Annotated in this window: 12 protein-coding genes; 5 read left to right on the top strand and 7 right to left on the bottom strand. The window is 54.4% G+C overall.

Features of this window, described 5'->3' with window-relative positions:
• The first annotated feature begins 29 nt into the window (after positions 1–29).
• Positions 30–1,253: a GAF domain-containing sensor histidine kinase gene (locus GLP52_RS15795; protein WP_237273678.1), complete on the top strand. Its 1,224-nt coding sequence runs from the start codon at positions 30–32 to the stop codon at positions 1,251–1,253.
• On the opposite strand, the gene GLP52_RS19520 is transcribed toward GLP52_RS15795, so the two are convergent.
• Positions 1,228–1,584: an ATP-binding protein gene (locus GLP52_RS19520; protein ID WP_272903647.1), complete on the bottom strand. Its 357-nt coding sequence runs from the start codon at positions 1,582–1,584 to the stop codon at positions 1,228–1,230. The two genes, GLP52_RS15795 and GLP52_RS19520, sit on opposite strands and share 26 nt — an antisense overlap.
• On the opposite strand from GLP52_RS19520, the gene GLP52_RS19525 reads away from it, so the two are divergent.
• A complete protein-coding gene (locus GLP52_RS19525) occupies positions 1,570–1,701 on the top strand; it encodes a hypothetical protein (RefSeq protein WP_272903652.1) in 132 nt (43 codons plus the stop codon). The genes GLP52_RS19520 and GLP52_RS19525 overlap by 15 nt on opposite strands.
• Before the next feature lie 4 nt (positions 1,702–1,705).
• Here the strand turns inward: GLP52_RS19525 and tnpA are convergent, their stop codons facing one another.
• Positions 1,706–2,122, bottom strand: a complete 417-nt coding sequence (tnpA, locus tag GLP52_RS15805) for an IS200/IS605 family transposase (RefSeq protein WP_237273679.1) — start codon at positions 2,120–2,122, stop codon at positions 1,706–1,708.
• A gap of 299 nt (positions 2,123–2,421) precedes the next feature.
• On the opposite strand from tnpA, the gene GLP52_RS15810 reads away from it, so the two are divergent.
• On the top strand, positions 2,422–7,917 hold the full coding sequence (locus GLP52_RS15810) for a RecQ family ATP-dependent DNA helicase (protein ID WP_237273772.1): 5,496 nt from the start codon (positions 2,422–2,424) through the stop codon (positions 7,915–7,917).
• A gap of 290 nt (positions 7,918–8,207) precedes the next feature.
• On the opposite strand, the gene GLP52_RS15815 is transcribed toward GLP52_RS15810, so the two are convergent.
• From GLP52_RS15815 to GLP52_RS15835, 5 genes are all read right to left on the bottom strand, one after another.
• Complete coding sequence (locus tag GLP52_RS15815) at positions 8,208–9,320, bottom strand: polysaccharide biosynthesis/export family protein (RefSeq protein WP_237273680.1); 1,113 nt, start codon at positions 9,318–9,320, stop codon at positions 8,208–8,210.
• 368 nt (positions 9,321–9,688) lie between these two features.
• Positions 9,689–11,890, bottom strand: a complete 2,202-nt coding sequence (locus GLP52_RS15820) for a polysaccharide biosynthesis tyrosine autokinase (RefSeq protein ID WP_237273681.1) — start codon at positions 11,888–11,890, stop codon at positions 9,689–9,691.
• 11 nt (positions 11,891–11,901) lie between these two features.
• On the bottom strand, positions 11,902–12,345 hold the full coding sequence (locus GLP52_RS15825) for a low molecular weight protein-tyrosine-phosphatase (RefSeq protein WP_272903635.1): 444 nt from the start codon (positions 12,343–12,345) through the stop codon (positions 11,902–11,904).
• A gap of 394 nt (positions 12,346–12,739) precedes the next feature.
• Positions 12,740–13,855 (bottom strand): MraY family glycosyltransferase, encoded by a 1,116-nt coding sequence (locus GLP52_RS15830; protein ID WP_237273683.1) that lies wholly within the window; start codon positions 13,853–13,855, stop codon positions 12,740–12,742.
• A gap of 170 nt (positions 13,856–14,025) precedes the next feature.
• Positions 14,026–15,036, bottom strand: a complete 1,011-nt coding sequence (locus GLP52_RS15835; RefSeq protein WP_237273684.1) for a replication initiator protein A — start codon at positions 15,034–15,036, stop codon at positions 14,026–14,028.
• Positions 15,037–15,508: 472 nt separating this feature from the next.
• On the opposite strand from GLP52_RS15835, the gene GLP52_RS15840 reads away from it, so the two are divergent.
• Both GLP52_RS15840 and GLP52_RS15845 read left to right on the top strand, forming a co-directional pair.
• Positions 15,509–16,894 (top strand): AAA family ATPase, encoded by a 1,386-nt coding sequence (locus tag GLP52_RS15840; protein WP_237273685.1) that lies wholly within the window; start codon positions 15,509–15,511, stop codon positions 16,892–16,894.
• Positions 16,895–16,939: 45 nt separating this feature from the next.
• Positions 16,940–17,986, top strand: a complete 1,047-nt coding sequence (locus tag GLP52_RS15845; protein WP_237273686.1) for a ParB/RepB/Spo0J family partition protein — start codon at positions 16,940–16,942, stop codon at positions 17,984–17,986.
• Positions 17,987–18,054 lie beyond the last annotated feature (68 nt).

The raw sequence follows: 18,054 nt of genomic DNA on the forward strand, positions 1-18,054 counted from the left end.
TGATACCACATATTTAAAAAGGGCCTGCTATGGCTAAAACATATACATTTCAAACTCTTGGATTACTGCATGGCACCGTGAATGAAAGCCTGCGTAATATCAGTTCACTTGTGGCCAGCATTTTTGGTGTGTCTGTCGCTTTTATATCGGTGATCGAGCAAAAGGAAAGGCGCTGCTATGTTTCAGCATACGTCGGGCCTGATTCTGACAATCCAGATTTCTCTGATATTCCAGTCGAAGGGTCGATTTGTCAGTATGTGCGAGCCTGTCGCAAAACGGTTGTAATCCCTGATCTACTAGAGGACGCCCGCACTCAGGATAATGAGTTTGCAATCCAAAATGGTTTGCGTTCTTACATCGGAAGCCCAATCCACACAATTTCCGGAAGGGTCATTGGCGCGATATGCTGCATGTCCGAAGCTCCCCGAGTTTGGACGCAAGGTGAAGTCAAAATTCTGGAAGGTATGGCCCACTGCGTTGATGATATCATCAAGGCGAGGACATTAGCTGTGGAGAAGCATAATCTGCATACTGACCTGCAGGAGCTCATGGCGGCGCGGAGTGGGTACCTGGCCCACGTCAGTCATGAAATCAGGACGCCGCTCACAGGCATTTTAGGTTCAATAAAATTGCTGGAGACTGCCAAGACCGAGGAGCAGTCACAAAAACTGATGTCCATACTTAACCGCTCGGCAGACAAGCTGCTCGACTTCTTGAACGACGTGCTCGACTTGGCCAAACTTGATGCTGGTCACTTTGAAACTGTGGAAGAGGAAACCGACATAGGTATGCTCGTGAGTGATACCTTAGCTGAATTCCAGGATCTCGCGGAAGCAAAGTCGGTAAGCCTATTTGTTGATGATCAACTTGTTGGTAACACCTATTTCACTGATCGATCTGCGGTCCAAACCATCCTCCAAAATCTGATTGGAAATGCCGTCAAGTTCACAGACCAAGGCTCTATCACCGTAACAGTTGACGAAGATTCCTATGGACAGGTTAGCCTTGCTGTCACTGATACAGGCATTGGCATTGCCCCGGAGCATCATGAGAAGATCTTTAAGGAGTTTGAACAAGCTGAAAATACCACGGCGAGAACTTACGGCGGCACCGGTTTGGGTATGCCAATTGTCAAACGCATGGTGGACCGGATGGATGGTAAAATCAGTGTAAAAAGTCAGCTTGGCCAAGGCGCGCAATTCTCGATTTTGCTGCCGCTGCAGCCGACTACCCAAGGGGAAGTAACAGCCTAATCTGAGCGTAAGTCACTCTCGGCCAAGGCAAGCTTGAGCGTGTGTGCTCCGGGTTCAGATCTGCATGATGGCGTAGCCGATAGCTCGCGCCCTCAATCTGGACGGCGACGGGATGGCGCAGCAGGCGGTTCAGCAAACGCAGTGGCGACCAGGGGGTCCCAGAGATCTCGCCACACTTCGCGAAGTCGTAGGTTGATGTCAGTATCATTGCGCCCTGTTTGTATCCTCCGTTGACCAGAAGCGCGAACCGCTGCCTCGTTAACCAGTTATTAACATGTTTTATGCGAGTATCTTCTCGCAGCGGGAGCAGACCAACATGACGGACGCACAACGAATTGAACTGCTTGAAAAGGCATTGATCAAATATGTTGAAATCTACGGCTTCATCAACGAAGCGCGCGATTATTACATAAGTGTAGGACAAGCATGCATAGGTGCCCGCAACTGAACGACTACCGGCTGGTGCCGGTAGGATCAGGGATGTGATTATCAAGACACTGAAGTACGATGTCTTCCGTGATGGCGCCGTTGGTGGTTGAAAAATACCCCCTGCCCCAAAACCGGCAGCCCCAGTAGCGCTTTCGGATGGCTGGAAATTCCGGTTGCACCTTATGGGACGAACGGCCCTTCATCTTGCGCACCAGATCCGAGATGGCGAGCTTCGGCGGCACCGAGACGAACATGTGGACGTGATCGCTCGACAGGACCCCCCGCAAGATGTCGACCTCGTTCTCGCGGCATACCCGACGGCAGATGTCGCGCTCCCGCAGGCGGAGTGGTCCAGTCAGCACTTTGTAGCGGTATTTCGTCGACCAGACGATGTGATAACGGTGATAGAAGACGCAATGCTTGCCAGTCGAATATTGCATGATCTTATCCTCCCAAAATGAGCCTTTGCCCCAGCTGCGGCTCATTTTGGGAGGATAAGATCAAAGGACGATTCTTCGCGCTGAAGCTATCCCGTCTGGAAGACGGGGGGTTTGGACCAAGGCGTGGATACTAAAATGCTCCTTTGTGGCACTGGCGCGAACCATATCATTTGATGGGCTATGTTCTGCTCGAACTCATTGGTAATCATAAGCATATGGAATTGCGTCATGATCATATTTTATCCCGATGTTTGTCGATTGATCTCGAAGTAGATCCGAGCAAGGCAAAAGTTTTCGCCTTGGCGGCGGTGCGCCACGATGAGCGTCCGGCCCTTAGGGCAAACGGGGTACTCTCTGACTCGCTTCTCGATCAGCTTGAGGCACAGCTCGGTGACGTGGCCTATCCAATCGGTCATAATTTCCTAAACCATGATCTGGAACATCTCATTGCGGCACGTCCGCGCCTCACCAAGATCATGCAGGCACCGATCGACACCTTATGGCTCAACCCGCTCGCATTTCCTCGAAACCCTTATCATCATCTGGTGAAGCACTACCACGATGGCCGTCTGGCGACGGGGCATGTGAACGACCCCGAACTGGATGCAAGACTCGTCTTTGATGTACTTGCGAACCAACTCGATGCCTTCGTAAAGCTGGACGCTGAGGAGCCCGACGCCCTCACAGCCTACCACTATCTGACCACACGCATGGAAAGGACGGGCGGTTTCGATGCCGTGTTCCGCTATGTGCGCGGCAAGGACTGCCCGAGCTTTGAGGAAACATGTGCGGCCGTGCGCCGTCTGTTGGGCCCGCGCGCCTGTGCAAAGCGCGTCGAGCAGGCGCTGAATCGTCTAAATAGTCCCCAGAATGGTTGGCCAATGGCCTATGCATTGTCCTGGATCACCGTCGCTGGGGGGGATTCCGTTATGCCTCCATGGGTGCGTGCCCAGTTTCGGGAAGCGTCGCTGATCGTAAAGCACCTGAGGGACACCTCCTGCAAGGACGCGTCATGCGGCTGGTGCGCCGAGCAGAATGATCCCGTTCGCGCATTGGAGAGGTGGTTTGGTTTTCCGAGCTTTCGACCGAAGCCGGTTGATCCAGACGGTCGACCTTTACAGGAACGCATCGTTGAGGAGGCGATGTCGGGCAACAGTCTGCTGGGTATATTGCCGACGGGGACGGGGAAATCCCTGTGCTACCAGGTACCGGCGCTGTCGCGGTTCGACAAAATCGGCGCCCTGACTGTCGTCATCTCACCATTGGTCGCTCTGATGTCAGATCAGGTTCAGGGGATGGAGCGGGCCGGGATTTCCTGCTCCGTCACAATCAACGGCATGATGTCCATGCCCGAACGTCAGAATGCTCTTGATAGGGTCCGTCTGGGGGATGCCGGAATCCTGATCATCTCTCCGGAACAGCTTCGGAGTACTTCGATCCGCAGTGTTCTCGCGCAGCGCGAGGTCGGGCTTTGGGCGATCGACGAAGCCCATTGCGTTTCAAAATGGGGGCACGATTTCAGACCCGACTATCGGTACCTTGGTCGCTTCATCAAGGAATTCTCCGGCGATCAGGCCACTGCGCCGGTCATCTGTCTGACAGCGACGGCCAAGCCTGAGGTCGTGGCGGATATTATCGAGCATTTCCAGACGAAGGCAGGTATCGAGCTTCTACCTCTCGATGGTGGCGCTTCGCGGACGAACCTGGCGTTCGACGTGCGCCCGACGACGAAAAACAGTAAGTTGTCGGATGTGCTGGCCGTCATTGAGGAGCTGCTGCCAGCCCAAGGACGCTCGGGGGCGGTCGTGTATTGTTCCTCGCGCAAGGAAACCGAGCGCGTGGCTGAATTCCTGAAATCCCAAGGGTTGGATGCCGCGCATTTTCATGCCGGGATGAGCGCCGACGATAAACAGGGCGTGCAGGAACGGTTTCGCGTAGGTGAATTACGCGTGATCGCCGCAACCAATGCCTTCGGTATGGGGATAGACAAACCGGACATACGGCTGGTTGTCCATGCGGATATTCCAGGCTCTCTGGAAAACTATCTGCAGGAAGCCGGGCGGGCTGGCCGTGACAGGGAGGACGCGCATTGCGTCCTGTTGTTTGCCGCCGATGATGTGGAACGGCAGTTTCGCCTGACGGCCAGTTCGCGGCTGGCGCGTCACGAGATAGGGGCAATCCTGAAAGCTCTTCGGCGGATCGATGAGCGAACGAAGAAAACTGGTAAGGTCGTGGCCACGCCGGGAGAGATCGTGCAGTCTGAAAAGGACCAAGAATTCCAGCGCGATAGCGCAACCGATGACACCCGCGTTAAAACTGCGGTTTCCTGGCTCGAAGAGGCGCATCTTGTGTCCCGAGAAGAGAACCGTGTTCAGGTATTACCTTCATCGCTTCGGGTTCGGACTGTTGCGGAGGCGAAGACGCGCCTCATGGACGCGGATTTGACGCAAGCGCATCGTAAGCAGCTCCTCGCGATTGTTGAGCATCTGATGGCGGCTGCACCGGACGAAGGTGTGTCGACGGATGAGCTCTGTGGGGTATCCGGCATCTCTTTCGGGGCTCTGCACAAGGCCATGGCGACTTTGGAAAATCTGGGGATCGCACGCAATGACGTGGCGATGACGGTCTTTGTGCATGTCGGTGTCGCGCAATCATCTGCTCAACGTCTGGCGCAAGCCTCAAGCCTAGAAGCTGACCTCATCTCACAGATGCAGGAATTGGCACCCGACATCGATGACAGGACGCCTGTTCCACTGAATCTCTCTGAGACCTGCCAGCGTCTGCGCGACAAGGGCCATCCTGACGTCCGGCCCAATATCATTGACAAGCTGATCCGCGGTATTGCCCAGGATGGCCGAGGTCAGGACGGGGGTCGTGGGAACATCTCGCTGCGCAAGGCCAGCAGCAACACAATGATGGTCACCTTGGCGCGATCCTGGAAAACGGTTCAAGAAACGGCAGAACTGCGGTGGCTCGCATCCGAGCTGCTGCTGACTTACCTGACAGGGCGGCTGGACAAGGGAGCGCGAGGCAAAGACCTGCAGGTCGAGACAACGGTCGGTGATCTGTTGGCGCAACTGACACAAGATGCTTTCCTGAAAACCAGTGGTGTGCGGGATATGACTAAGCTACTGGAGCGCGGCCTGATGTGGCTTCACGAGCAGGGCGTGTTGACCCTTGGTAAGGGGCTTACTGTCTTCCGGTCGGCGATGACTGTCTACCTCGACCCGGCAGGCGGGCAGTTTAGTCAATCGCATTTCACCCCACTGGAAGATCACTACGGTGAGCAGACCCTGCAAACCCATGTTATGGCGACATATGCGGAAACCGGTCTTCGGACGATGACCGATGCGGCGCGTCTGTCAGAGGATTACTTCCTGCTCAATAAAGAGCAGTTCATGAAGCGGTGGATGCCAGGCATGGGGCGCGAGGTCCGGCGCCAGACTACCAGCAAATCGTGGGACGCAATTGTCGAGAAGCTTGGTAACAAGGTCCAGCAGGATATTGTAACCGATGATCGAGACCGGACGAACGTCCTGGTACTCGCCGGACCGGGGTCGGGCAAAACGCGCGTGCTGGTTCACCGGATTGCTTATCTTCTGCGTATGAAGCGTGAAGATCCGCGCGGTATTCTGGTATTGGCATACAATAGGCACGCGGCTGCTGAGATTCGCGTGCGGTTGCGAGCTTTGGTGGGTGCTGACGCATTCGGCGTCACCGTTTCCACTTGTCACGCACTGGCGATGAAACTTGTTGGTGCCAGTTTTGCCGGGCAGCGCGCGGACACCGAGGACTTCGACAACATTGTTATGGAAGCCGTGCGGCAGCTTGAGGGCGAAGGCCTGTCGAAATCCGAGGCTGAGGCGCAGCGGGACACTTTGATTCAAGGCTATCGTTGGATCTTGGTGGATGAATACCAGGATATCGGGCCGGAGGAGTATCAGCTAATTTCTGCGGTGGCAGGGCGATCACTTGAGGACGCTGACCTGAAGCTTAGCCTGTTCGCCGTCGGCGATGATGATCAGAACATCTATGCGTTCAACGGGGCCTCGATCGAATTCATTCGAAAGTTCGAGGAGGACTACAAGGCCCGCCCTGCGTTCCTAGTCGAGAACTACCGATCAACCAGCCATATCATCTCCGCGGCGAACTCGGTGATCTCCGCGGGATCGGACCGGATGAAAGTCGATCATGAGATCAGGATCAACACCGACCGGAAGCGCGATCCGGAAGGTGGCGTTCTCGAGAAAGTAGATAGCGTGGCTCAAGGAAGGGTACAACTTCTGGATGCCCCGAGCGGAGATGCCGCCCAGGCCATCGCGGCAGTTGACGAGCTGATGCGTCTGGCGAGGCTTGATCCGGAATGGTCTTGGTCACGCACTGCCATCATTTCCCGCGATTGGAAGAAACTTGGTGCCGTCCGGTCCTATGCCGAACAGCAGGGGCTGAAGGTCGAGATGGCCAACGAGGATCTGCCGAACATATGGCGCCTGCGTGAAATGCAAACACTCGTGGCGGGTCTTCGGAAGCGGCAAGGAGCGCTGTTGGGCATAGATGACATCATCGGTGTCCTTAATGAGCAGGACATCAATAAGTGGGTAGAGCTGCTGGCGGAGGGCGTAGCTGAGCTGGCGCGGGAGCTGAAGACAAAGACGATGCCAGTGCCCGACATTGTCGAGTGGTTGGCAGAATGGTCTCGAGATACGCGCAGTGATCAGCGCGGTTTGCTTCTACTGACGGCGCACCGGGCCAAGGGGCTCGAATTCGATCACGTGGTGATTTTGAACGGAGGGTGGGACAAGCCGTCGAAGAATGAAGATCAAGACGCACCACGTCGTCTGTTCTATGTTGCAATGACGCGGGCTCAAAAGAGCCTTGTTGTCATGACCTCGGGCGAACATGCCCTGTTGAAAACCCATAGCCCTTCAGTACTTCGCAGAGGAGTCAGGCTAGATACCACTTCTACGCCGCCTGCGCGCGTCTACCAATTACCAGATCTGAAGTATTCTGATCTGTCTTTCCCTGGTCGCCAGGGTGACAGGCACGGGGTTCATAATGCTATCCGGGGCTGCAAGGTCGGCGATCCACTGCGGCTGGAGTTCCAAGAGCCGCACTGGGAGTTGGTTGATCTGCAAGGGAATGTCATGGGTCGGATGTCGAAATCCTGGCTGCATCCGGAGGGATACGCCTTTGCATCAGGTACTGTTGGTGCCGTTGTTCACTGGCGCAAGTCGGATGGGGATGAAAAGTACGCCCACTATGCGCGTCGTGATTCCTGGGAAACCGTGCTGCCAGAATTGGTATTCTCACCTCTGGGCTCGCAGGAAGTTGGTGAGGCCGTTTCGGCAATGTCTGAAACAGGTATAGCTACAGCGGCCCCACCGCCTGTAAACATCGGGCCTACGGCATCAGACGCAAAGGATGCACAGCTACGGTGGGATTTGAAAGCACTGAGCGAAATTACGCAGCATGCCTATGCCACCTGCCATTCTTGGGGCGAGTTGATCTCAGCCTTCAGTGAACACGGCCTCGAAATTGTGCCGAAGTCTGGGGGGCTGGTGCTGAGCGATCAGATCGACGGCCACCAGATCTGCAAAATGTCCGCATTAGGGCTTAAATATATGGCGATGATACGGCACTTTGGAGAGGGGTTTCCGGATCATCCCTCGCCTTCTCTAACTGAGCGGGCTCTGGGTAATGTGAGCAGCGTCGCATCGGCTTCAAAAGGTCAAGCATCAAACAAGGCGCAGAGATTTTCTGACGGGCCAAGCGACATTGATCTTATTGAGGAATGAAAAAGTTTCGGTTCGGTGAGGTCTGCGATTTCAGGAACTTCAATTGCGGCTTTGTTAGCATATTTGCTAGAAGCTCCTATTGCAGAACAGCCATTGCATGTCTTTGGCCCAATTTATTCTAATTTCATCTAAAGCTTCGCCGAAGACTGTCTGGCTGGCGAGCAGTTTGAAAGCTCATTGAGTGCCTTTATGGACGCAGGTGAAGATCTCCCTCACATTCAATCGATCACTGACAAGCCTTCACAGGTGAGTACTACCACAAAGCCTATTGAAGCAAAAAAGATTGCTTCCTAATCTGAGTCTACGACAGTTTGAACCCGTATCAATCCAGTCAATGGGGCAACTAGCGAGCCCACCGTGTCATTCCAGCGCGTGATCGGATCGTTGGTGACAAAGATGATGTCCAGTGGGGCCATCTTGAAGTCTGTCGCAAGCACCAGAGCTGTTGCTGACTTGAGATTGAACTGGAAGACATCAAAGCCTTGAGGTGTGGAAGGGGTGCGACGGAAGACAAAAATTCCGCGAGAATCTGCCCTGATGCGGTCGATACCGCCCACTTCAGCAAGTGTTTCAGTCAGGGAAACCGGTGCATTGGAGGGCAGCGGTATTTCTTTGGTGGCTATTTCCCCAAAGGTGAATATCTTGTTATCGCGGATCGGTGATACGTTGATAATATCGCCATCCAGGATGATGGGGTTCTGACGGGATGCACCATGATCCACGAACGCCTTTAGATTGACGTTATATGCAGTGCCCCGGCGACGGATCGTGACGTTTGCCAGATCCCCGGCTTCGTCGATTCCCGCTTGGTTGAGAACATCCAACAAACGTAACGGTACGTTTGTAATGGGTACTGGACCAGGGGTCCCGACGACGCCAGTCACCGTTGCTTTCCGGGAGTTGAAGCTCGAAACGGTCACTTCGACCTGCGGATCGGCAATGAAGGTGCGCAACTGCTTGGTCAGATCTGCGCGGATGTCACTCGCACTGCGCCCGGCACCGCGGATGGCCCCCACGAAGGGATAGAAAAACTGGCCATGCTCATTGACCACAATACCCTGATCAACATTGCCTGTGGTGCCTGAGGCTCCGGCGGCTTGGGTGCGTTCTGGATTGGACCAGACCATGATCCGCAGTTCATCGCCTGCCCCGACCCGGTACGTATATGGATCAGGATCCCCGGGCGGGTTGGCGGGTTGCGTGCGATTGCTGAAGAAAACGGGGGTGCGATATTGGGCGATATTTTCCGTCGAGATACGCACGACATTGATGTTCTGCTCGACCAGTTTCTCTTGCGCATTCTCGGAAATGGGAAAACGCATCTGTCCCGCGCAGCCTGCCAGAACGAGAACCATTGCTGCGAGGACCAGTTTTGCTGCCTTGCGCTGTATTCCGTTCTGCATATTATCCCGCCCGCTCTCTATAGTTTTCAATATTCACACGTCCTACTACGAGAGGACAGACATTATTGCTCGTTCCGCATTATGTTCCTGGGCAGGTATGCGATACTGAGACTGAAAAATCCAGAACCCACATATCCGGATCAGTTGATTTTCGGCAAGCAGTGTCGTTCTTGTTTGAAACCTCTGTTCTATGGCGCATTTCATCTCAGCGGCAGCCACTGTCAAAGCTGCAGATCCGTGTCCTTTGCAGGGAAGAGATACTTCAAGTCATACAATACATGTGTTCGCGCCCGGGCTTACGGATGCCTTCGTGTGAGTCCACAATGATCGTAGCCATGATGAAATTATTTGGGCGCAGCACTGCTTGATCAGTCCTCTGAGGCATAGTCATAGTTATAAGCCCCATAGTGGTAGCTGCCATACTGGCCATAGCGGCTCTTCTTAACGTCGTATTGGTTGATGATCACGCCTGCTGGTGTGATGCCAGCAAGCTCAAGCCCCTTGAGAGCAGATTGCAACTGGGCCTTGGTGGTCACCAGGTGGCGAACCAGCATCAATGAAATATCCGTTTTCTGACCGATAATGGCGGCATCTGTAACGGCCAGGATCGGTGGCGCATCAACAATGATCAGATCGTAATGTTCAGAAAGGACAGATAGAAGGTCTGCGAATGCAGTACTTTCCAACAATTCTGCCGGATTGGGAGGGCGGCTCCCAGCTCCGATAAAATCGAGCCCGGTTTCTGGATCCCTATGAACTGCAGCCGACAAATCAGCTTCGCCGACCAACACCTGAACAAGGCCTGGCTGCTTACTTGCAACCCCAAAATTTCGCCCCAGCTTGCCCCGACGCAAATCGCCATCAATCAACAAAACCCGGGTTCCCAAGGTTGCGTTGATCATGGCAAGGTTCAGAGAGACAAAGGATTTGCCATCCGCTGGCGCACACGACGTAATCATCAGCGTTTTGGCATTGCGCGCCGCCAGGGTAAATCTCATCCCTGTACGCAATCCGCGGAAGGCTTCAACGGCGACATTGTTTGGCTCATGCCGGACCAGAGCATAAGCAGGAATCCCATTTCTTGCGCCCGCCAGTTTTGGCACCTTGTTGACGGATCCCAACACAGACAAGCCCAGTTCTTCCACTTCGTGCGCATCTTCGATGCCACGGCGCAGAAAGTTGAGCGCGAAGACCAGGAGCATACCAAAAGCGAGCCCGCCGAACAGACCGCCAAGCGCAGGGATATGACGGTTGGGCCCGACAAGTCGGGCCACTTCCGCCGGTTCCAGCACGCGGATATTGCCCACGGCACTGGCGCGCAACACGCGCAACTGTTCTGCGCGGGCGATCAATTGGCGCTCCAATTCGCGCGCACTGATCACGCGCTCTTGGAAGCGGGCAAATTCCTGCTCTGCTGCAGGCACATCCTGCAAGTCAGCACGCAGGTTGTCACGGCGACTTTCCAATTGCGTGCGCTCGGCCAGAAGTGCCTGATAATCAGGGTGGTTCGGGGTCAAACGCTGCGCAAGTTGTTGCTCCTGAAACTCCAGATCCTCCAAGCGCGCCTGAATCTCTACAACCTGGTCCAGCAATTCCTGTGTGCCTAAACTGAGCTCTAGGTTTTCTTGGGATTCGCGGTAGTTGGATAGGGCCGTAGAGGCGGCTTCCAATTCCAGCTGTGTCTCCGGTATTTTACTTTCGATAAAGTCGATGCTCTGGTCGATTTCAGCGGAGCGGCGTTGCAGGTTCTGTGAACGATATGACTCCACCACCGTGTTGGCAGCGACCAGGCTGAAGTCTGGGTCGGGGCTGGTAAAGCCGAAGTCAACAATGCCGGTTGTTCGGCGTTCGCTGACGGACAAGCCTTTGCGCAATCGCGCGACACCGTTTCGCAAAGGCTCGGCAAAAACCTGGTATTCGCGCCCTTCAGGCGCATTCAATGCAGTCACCTGTAACTGGAGATCATCCCCCAAGGTGACAAGCGTGCCAACTTGGCCAGTGACAGTGGTTGCATTTGGAGCGGTGATTTCGAAACGATCAGAACCGGTCACCCGTAGCAAAATCGGCTGGCCAATCAGGGCTTCACTGACCCGAAGCTGGTTCAGCGAGATGTTTTCCCCAGGTCTCTGATAGGCATCAGACAACAATGATCCCAGAATGGGAATTGACCTGCGCGCCAGCAAATCCCCGATAATGGGTGCGCGTACCGGTTCCACCCGGGCATTTATGCCCAACTCCTCGACGACGGGGCCAAGGATAAGCCGTGAGCGGATCACATGTATCTCTGTCTCAAAAGACGACTCGCGGGCCTGGTCCCCGGAAAGCAGGTTGCCAATCAGTTCTTCCGGCAGAACCACGCCGCTGGAACGCTTTTCGATTTGCACCACGGATGTCGCGCGATATTCATTCGGTCCCAGTTGCCCGATGATCAGCCCAATCAACCCACCCAGCAGAGCCAAGGAGACAATCAGCCATTTTCGAGCAAGAAGCTGCGCCAGCAGATCGGCAAGGTCGAGATCACCATCATTTTCTTCGATATGCGACATAGTTTTTTGTGAACGCTCAGTCATGGACGAACCCTTCATCCGCGCATCGCGGCCAGTTGTTGCACCCAAAGCGGGACGCTCTCGCGGATCATCTCGACCGCGCGTTGATGCATGCCGATGCCCATCCGATAAGGATCCGGAATAGATTTTCCCTTCTCAAAATGGCCCAGAAGCATGGTCTTGCCACTGAACTGAGGCCAGCGGCGCGTGATCTCGTCACGGTGATCCTGGTCCATCACTAGGATCAGTTCGGCCCGCTCGCCCAACTCCGTGTTAAACTGGCGTGCAGCATGCGGGATCAACGGAATGTCTTGTTCGCGCGCGGCTGTGGCGCTGTCAGCGTCTATATCATGACCAACCAAGGCGTGAAGTCCAGCTGAGGTCACATCCACATCAGGCAACGCGGCGCGCAAAGTGGCCTCAGCCACGGGGGAACGGCAGATATTTCCGGTGCAAACACAGAGAATGGAAGAAACCATCAGAAAAAACCTGCCTAGAATGCGATTGTATCGACTGAACGGAGCTTATCATGATGAGCTCCTCGCATATAATTCCATATTTCTGTGGCTTGAGTAGGCCAATATAACAAGCGCGATGGAAAGCACCCTAGCGCTCGCTATGTTCCTAGCTGCTTGCGCGGCCTTTTCCAAGCGACTTACGGCCAAAGCATGGTTCTGTTGCGGTTTTATGCCGCTCCTTTTGATGGCACTAATTACACCAAAGGAAGCAAATTATAAGACATCGCAAACCTAATTCCACAAATATGCACCACGCCTTTCACATATCGCGCGCAGGAGCTAGCTTCACCCGTGCAGGCTGGACAGGCTGTCGCTAGACATCTGAACTGGTCCCTTTCTTCCGACAACACATGTCTCAGCTGTGCGCCACAACCCACTGCACCCGTCGCTTCAATTTACGCAAAATCGGCAATGTCAGGCTATAAGATCCAAAGAAGAGGACGCTAAACACAACAAACGCGATCAACGCATATTTACTTTGATCCCAAAGCATTACGCCAACAACGATCGGGGCCATAATAAATGGAGCCAGAACGAGAGTCGTAAGCGGGTTGGCAAGCTGTCGGCGGCCACGACCTAGAAAATGAATTTCCAAAGCCCGCATGACCATTTGGTGTACATGCAGGCGATCCGGCGTCATCGTTGCTGCCTTACTTCGTGAACGTCGATAAATCGACAGCACCATATCAGCCACAGGCCAGAACATCGTTAGAAGAACCGCCCAAGGGGACACGTCAGGAGCATTGATAAGGATGAACACGCCAAACCAGCTTAGGATGAAGCCCAGCGTATATGCCCCTCCGTCACCCAAAAATATCAGCCCAAATGGATAGTTCAGAACAAAAAAACCCAGCACGACCGAAGCCAAAAACAGGGTCAGCGGTACCATTTCAGTATAGCCGGATTGGAAAGAAATAAATGCCAATCCAAGCGCTGCACCTATGGCCGTGAAAGACGACAACCCGTTAACACCGTCAATCATGTTAAAGCCATTGGTAACACCAGATGTGATGAGCAAGGTCACCGGGACACTCACTGCCCAGTGCAGCATTAAATTGTCGATACCCGGCAATCCCAACCGTGGGATCCAAGCTCCAAGGAACAAGACCATCAAGATTCCTGAGATACCGGTAGCAATCAATCGTTGAGTCGGTGAAACCCCAAAGCCTAAATCCTCAAACAACCCAGCCAGGAAAACGATTATTGTGGCGAGAATGAAGCAAACATAGTCAGCCGAAATTGTGCTTGGCGCAAAAAGCGTACTGACACCCAAGGCAATAAAGATCGCCAGACCACCCACCCGAGCGGTAGGTCGCACATGCATAGATTGTACTGCGCATGTGTGATCTGCTTTCCCTGCCAGTCGCGGAAAGCGCGGTGCTGAAAAAACCAATACGACGCAGAGTGCAGAACATAACAGGCCAATTATAAGACAATAAGGCAAAATAAAGGCAGTTTCAAAGTATCCCATTATCTCACGCCAATACTAAATTGAATCTTATTAGGCCAATTTAGACCTCGTCGTCATTCTCGTATCATATACGACTATGCCGGGAAGTGGTAGAGCCAGAGGCAAGACACGGTTAGTTTCAAAGCCGCGTGGGCGAAAAAGAGCGCAGTTTGCTTAAAAGCAAAGCCCTTCTAACTTTTCTGTGCGCGCATCTTCACAAATCCCACGAAGGCCGCATCCGCTGCGCGCAATTTGGGACGGCCCGAGGCTGCCCAGAAAGCCCGCCAATCCGCCTCCAGCGCGTATACATCCGCCCCGGGGAGGATCAAACGTGCAGCTTCCAGTGCGCGCTCGGACAGAGGCGGCGCTTCCGGCCCATCCTCTATCACAGTGCGGCGCGTAAAGCGGATCATATCGCCAGCTTCTTCCTCGATATCGTAGTCGGGCAAGTGGTTCGCCTCGATCATGTCACGTAGCATCTTCCGAAAAACACGGCGGGGAGAGGCGGAACCGGATTTCTTCAATAGCAACTCGACCGAGATCCGCCAGACGGGCTGACGACCGCAATGTTTACGCGCAATCTCATAGACCCGCCGCTCCAAGGGTTTGCGCAGCCGGAAATAATCGCGACTCAAGGTCAGCACTGATTTCGACAGAACTGCACGGTACAGCCATTCCGAGAGAGTAACCTTAACACTTACCATCCGGCCACCACGGGCACGGCGCACGATCTCCCAATTCTCGATGAGACCAAAACCGCTGGTCACCTCCATCCCGCCAGTCTCGATATTGGTGGTGATCCGCGTTCCCGCGAGCCGCTCGAGCGCTTCGCGCAACCGCCGGTAGGCATCGCCGGAGGTTTCACGGTTCGTCGCCACCAGCATGTCATAGGCCCGCAGGGTCAGCGTGCGCCCCACCGCACGGCCCGTGTTCAGCGCTGCCATCAACTGGCTAATGCAAAAAATCAGGACATCTTTATCGTGAATCGTCGCCAAACCGCGCATGCTTGGAACAACAGTGATGTCCGTGCCGTTATGGGTATAGGTCAGGATTCGTCGATCGGGCTTGGTCGAGAGCGAAAAAATCGGATGCTCCATGGTCGCCAGATCGTCTTTCGGGATGGCATCGAAAATATCGCAGACAAAAAAATCCGACTGATGCCGGTCGGGCAACAGTCCCATTGCGGGCACGGGGTCTAACATGTCCTGTCCTTTGCCTGCCGGTAGAGCCCGCCTCTTTCGTGCGACGCAATGCCGTGATCACTGCTCAATGTTCCCTTTTTGGGAATCGTGGTTTTAGTAACACCACCCTAAAAGTTATCCACATTACTTGTCCATCTTTGAGCATGTCCCCCCCCCGCTTTTGATCGGGGGATCAGAGTCGCTTTATCGGGGGTTCAGAGTCACAGCTTCGGGGGTTCAGAGTCACCACCTGTTGGAAAAAGGACTGAAAGATACTGTAAATAAAAGAAAATATGATAGCTTTGAGAACCTTAACTTCATAATAACACATCATAACACTGGGGCAGATTTGCATCACATCCTGTTTTCAGCCGGAATATCCCAAGCGAACCCATCAAATCTGCTTAGAAAAGACGTGTATTGTACGGTTTTTCTTCCATGTGACAGGTTTTCTGGTACATAGGTATAAACGCATTACATGAGCCATATTCCTATGAGTGAGCCCTTACCTCCCTATTTCAACATTGACCCTGACCAGGCCATGGCAGAGCTGGGTGAACCTACCTCTTCCCGGGACTTCCGTGCCATCGCCGAAGCATGCTCTCGGGGGCGAGAGGATCTGGCAGGGCGCGGATTGGATGAAGCCGGCCAAAAGCGCCTTCGCCTTTTCTCTACTTGGGAAATCACCAAATATTTGATCCCTGTGGCCCAGCCCCATTTTCGCCGCGTGTTGCGCAATAACCCTGATCTGCCCCAAGGTACCTCGGAAACTGTTGGCGGTGCCAAGTGGTTTACCATGGACGAAGTCCTGCGTCTGCGAGCGCATTTCGGGGCAGAAGGGTCGAAATCGAAAGAGTACCGCCCCTATCGACCAGAAGGGCTACCTGCAAAGATCGTGTCAGTTGCGAATTTCAAAGGCGGAGTCGGCAAGACTTCAACGGCTGCTCATCTCGCAATGTCAGCAGCATTGGATGGTTACAAGGTCCTCGTCATTGATCTGGACAGTCAAGGATCGATGACCTCGATCTTCGGAGGGCGTATTGAGGATGAGTGGGGCACGGTTTTTCCGGTCCTTGCACGCCATTATGCGGAAGCTGCCCAGACGGAAAATCGCGCCAAAGTTGCCCGGGGCGATGTACCGACCCCGCTTGATGATACGCTCTCTGAAGCGCTCAAGATCAGCACCGGGGATCTGATACGGCCTACCCATTGGCCCAACATCGATCTGATTGGTGCCCAGCTAAACCTCTATTGGGCCGAGTTCCAGATCCCCGTATGGCGCATCGCAACCCGTGGCTGGAAGCTTTGGGATGCGTTGACCGATCGTCTTGAAGCAGACGGTGTGCTCGACAGCTACGATATCATCTTCGTAGATACCCCCCCTGCCCTCGGCTACCTCACGATCAACGGTCTTGCCGCAGCCGACATTCTGCTCGTGCCGCTTGGCGCATCCTTTCTCGAATTTGACAGCACCGGCCGGTTTTTCGACATGCTGCATTCCACCTTCAATTCGATCGAAGAGGGTGAGAATATGGCCGCGCGCGCCTTGGGGCGTGAAGGACTGCAATTCGAATGGGATGCCGTCCGCGCCGTGATCACTCGCTACGATAGTGCTCAGCAAGCTGAACTTGCGGCCCTGATACAGGCCTATCTGGGACAGACCTTGTCCCCCCACCGTCAGGATTTCACCGCATTGATTGGACAGGCAGGTGAAAGCGTTAATGGTATCTACGAGGCTGATTACCGCGATTTCAATCGTGAGACCTATGCCCGTGGGCGCCAGACATTCGATTCAACTTATGCCGCGTTCAAGCGTCTGCTTATCGGAGCCTGGCACCGTGATGCAAAGGCTGTGACTGCAGAGAAAACAGTTGGTTAACCCTGCCTATTTCACCATCCTACCGCTCAGGAGAGAGGATAAGACATGGCCAAACGCAAAAGACTGACCCCGCCCCGCAGCGATTACTTTGGTACAGATTCTGCACATGATGCAGAGGCAGTGCCACCCTTAGAAACGAAAGCCATTTTCCCGACATATCCTGAAGGTGTCGCGCCGAAGATACGCCCCACAAGCCCCCCGATCGCCCATGTCGCCGGTGACGCGGCCACTAGTGCTGCATTGGCGGAGGTTGCAGCAGAGTTGCAGGCTGCGCGGACTGAAGGCCGCATGGTGCAATCTCTGCCTCTGGATCAGATCGACGCGCGCTACCTTGTGCGGGACCGGCTTATTGTCGATGACGATGACATGGCCGCCCTGCGTGCCTCGCTCTCGTCACGGGGGCAGCAAACGCCGATCGAGGTCGTGGCGACAGAGCAAGCCGGCTATGGTCTTATTTCAGGCTGGCGGCGCCTCTCCGCCCTGACCCAGCTATATGCTGAAACTGGCGATATCCGTTTCAGTACCATTCTCGCGCTGGTCCGTCGACCTGTCGATGCGGCGGATGCTTATGTCGCAATGGTCGAAGAAAACGAAATTCGTGTGGGTCTATCCTATTACGAGCGTGCCCGCATTGTTTCGCGCGCGGTGGAAGAAGGCGTCTACCCTGATGCCAAAAAGGCTCTGAGCAGCCTTTTTGGAAATGGCAGCCGTGCAAAGCGGTCAAAGATCAAAAGCTTTTTGCCAGTCGTCGAACATCTCGGGTCGCATCTTTCCCACCCGGCAGCCATCGGTGAACGCCTAGGTTTGGCGCTGTCGCAGAAGCTCCAGTTGGATGCTGAATTCAGCGCACATGTCATCAGAGTATTGAAAGCGGAGACAGAAAGCCTCACGCCTGAGGCTGAACAAAATCTTCTTGGCAAGGCACTGCACTCTAAAGATGCATCGACGTCATCATCCAGACGAGAAGCACCCGTGCGCGACCCCTTGGCACCTGGTCTCTGGCTCCAAAGAGGCGAGGCAACCGTGACCATCGGAGGCCCTGCCCTCACGCCTGAAATTGAAGCCCGTATCCGGGATGCGCTCAAACCCTAAATGTTTCGCGCGCGAAACATTTAGGGGTCAGACGCTTGGCTCTATTGCAAATAAACGGTCTGTCGACA

The sequence above is a fragment of the Sulfitobacter sp. M22 genome (assembly GCF_021736025.1).
Classification (GTDB): domain Bacteria; phylum Pseudomonadota; class Alphaproteobacteria; order Rhodobacterales; family Rhodobacteraceae; genus Sulfitobacter; species Sulfitobacter litoralis.

What these genes read in the sequence shown, in the direction of transcription:
- tnpA (WP_237273679.1), bottom strand. Translation starts at nt 2,122, where the DNA reads ATGCAATATTCGACTGGCAAGCATTGCGTCTTCTATCACCGTTATCAC.
- GLP52_RS15820 (WP_237273681.1), bottom strand. Translation starts at nt 11,890, where the DNA reads ATGACTGAGCGTTCACAAAAAACTATGTCGCATATCGAAGAAAATGAT.
- GLP52_RS15830 (WP_237273683.1), bottom strand. Translation starts at nt 13,855, where the DNA reads ATGGGATACTTTGAAACTGCCTTTATTTTGCCTTATTGTCTTATAATT.
- GLP52_RS15815 (WP_237273680.1), bottom strand. Translation starts at nt 9,320, where the DNA reads ATGCAGAACGGAATACAGCGCAAGGCAGCAAAACTGGTCCTCGCAGCA.
- GLP52_RS19525 (WP_272903652.1), top strand. Translation starts at nt 1,570, where the DNA reads ATGACGGACGCACAACGAATTGAACTGCTTGAAAAGGCATTGATCAAA.
- GLP52_RS15795 (WP_237273678.1), top strand. Translation starts at nt 30, where the DNA reads ATGGCTAAAACATATACATTTCAAACTCTTGGATTACTGCATGGCACC.
- GLP52_RS15835 (WP_237273684.1), bottom strand. Translation starts at nt 15,036, where the DNA reads ATGTTAGACCCCGTGCCCGCAATGGGACTGTTGCCCGACCGGCATCAG.
- GLP52_RS15840 (WP_237273685.1), top strand. Translation starts at nt 15,509, where the DNA reads ATGAGTGAGCCCTTACCTCCCTATTTCAACATTGACCCTGACCAGGCC.
- GLP52_RS15825 (WP_272903635.1), bottom strand. Translation starts at nt 12,345, where the DNA reads ATGGTTTCTTCCATTCTCTGTGTTTGCACCGGAAATATCTGCCGTTCC.
- GLP52_RS15845 (WP_237273686.1), top strand. Translation starts at nt 16,940, where the DNA reads ATGGCCAAACGCAAAAGACTGACCCCGCCCCGCAGCGATTACTTTGGT.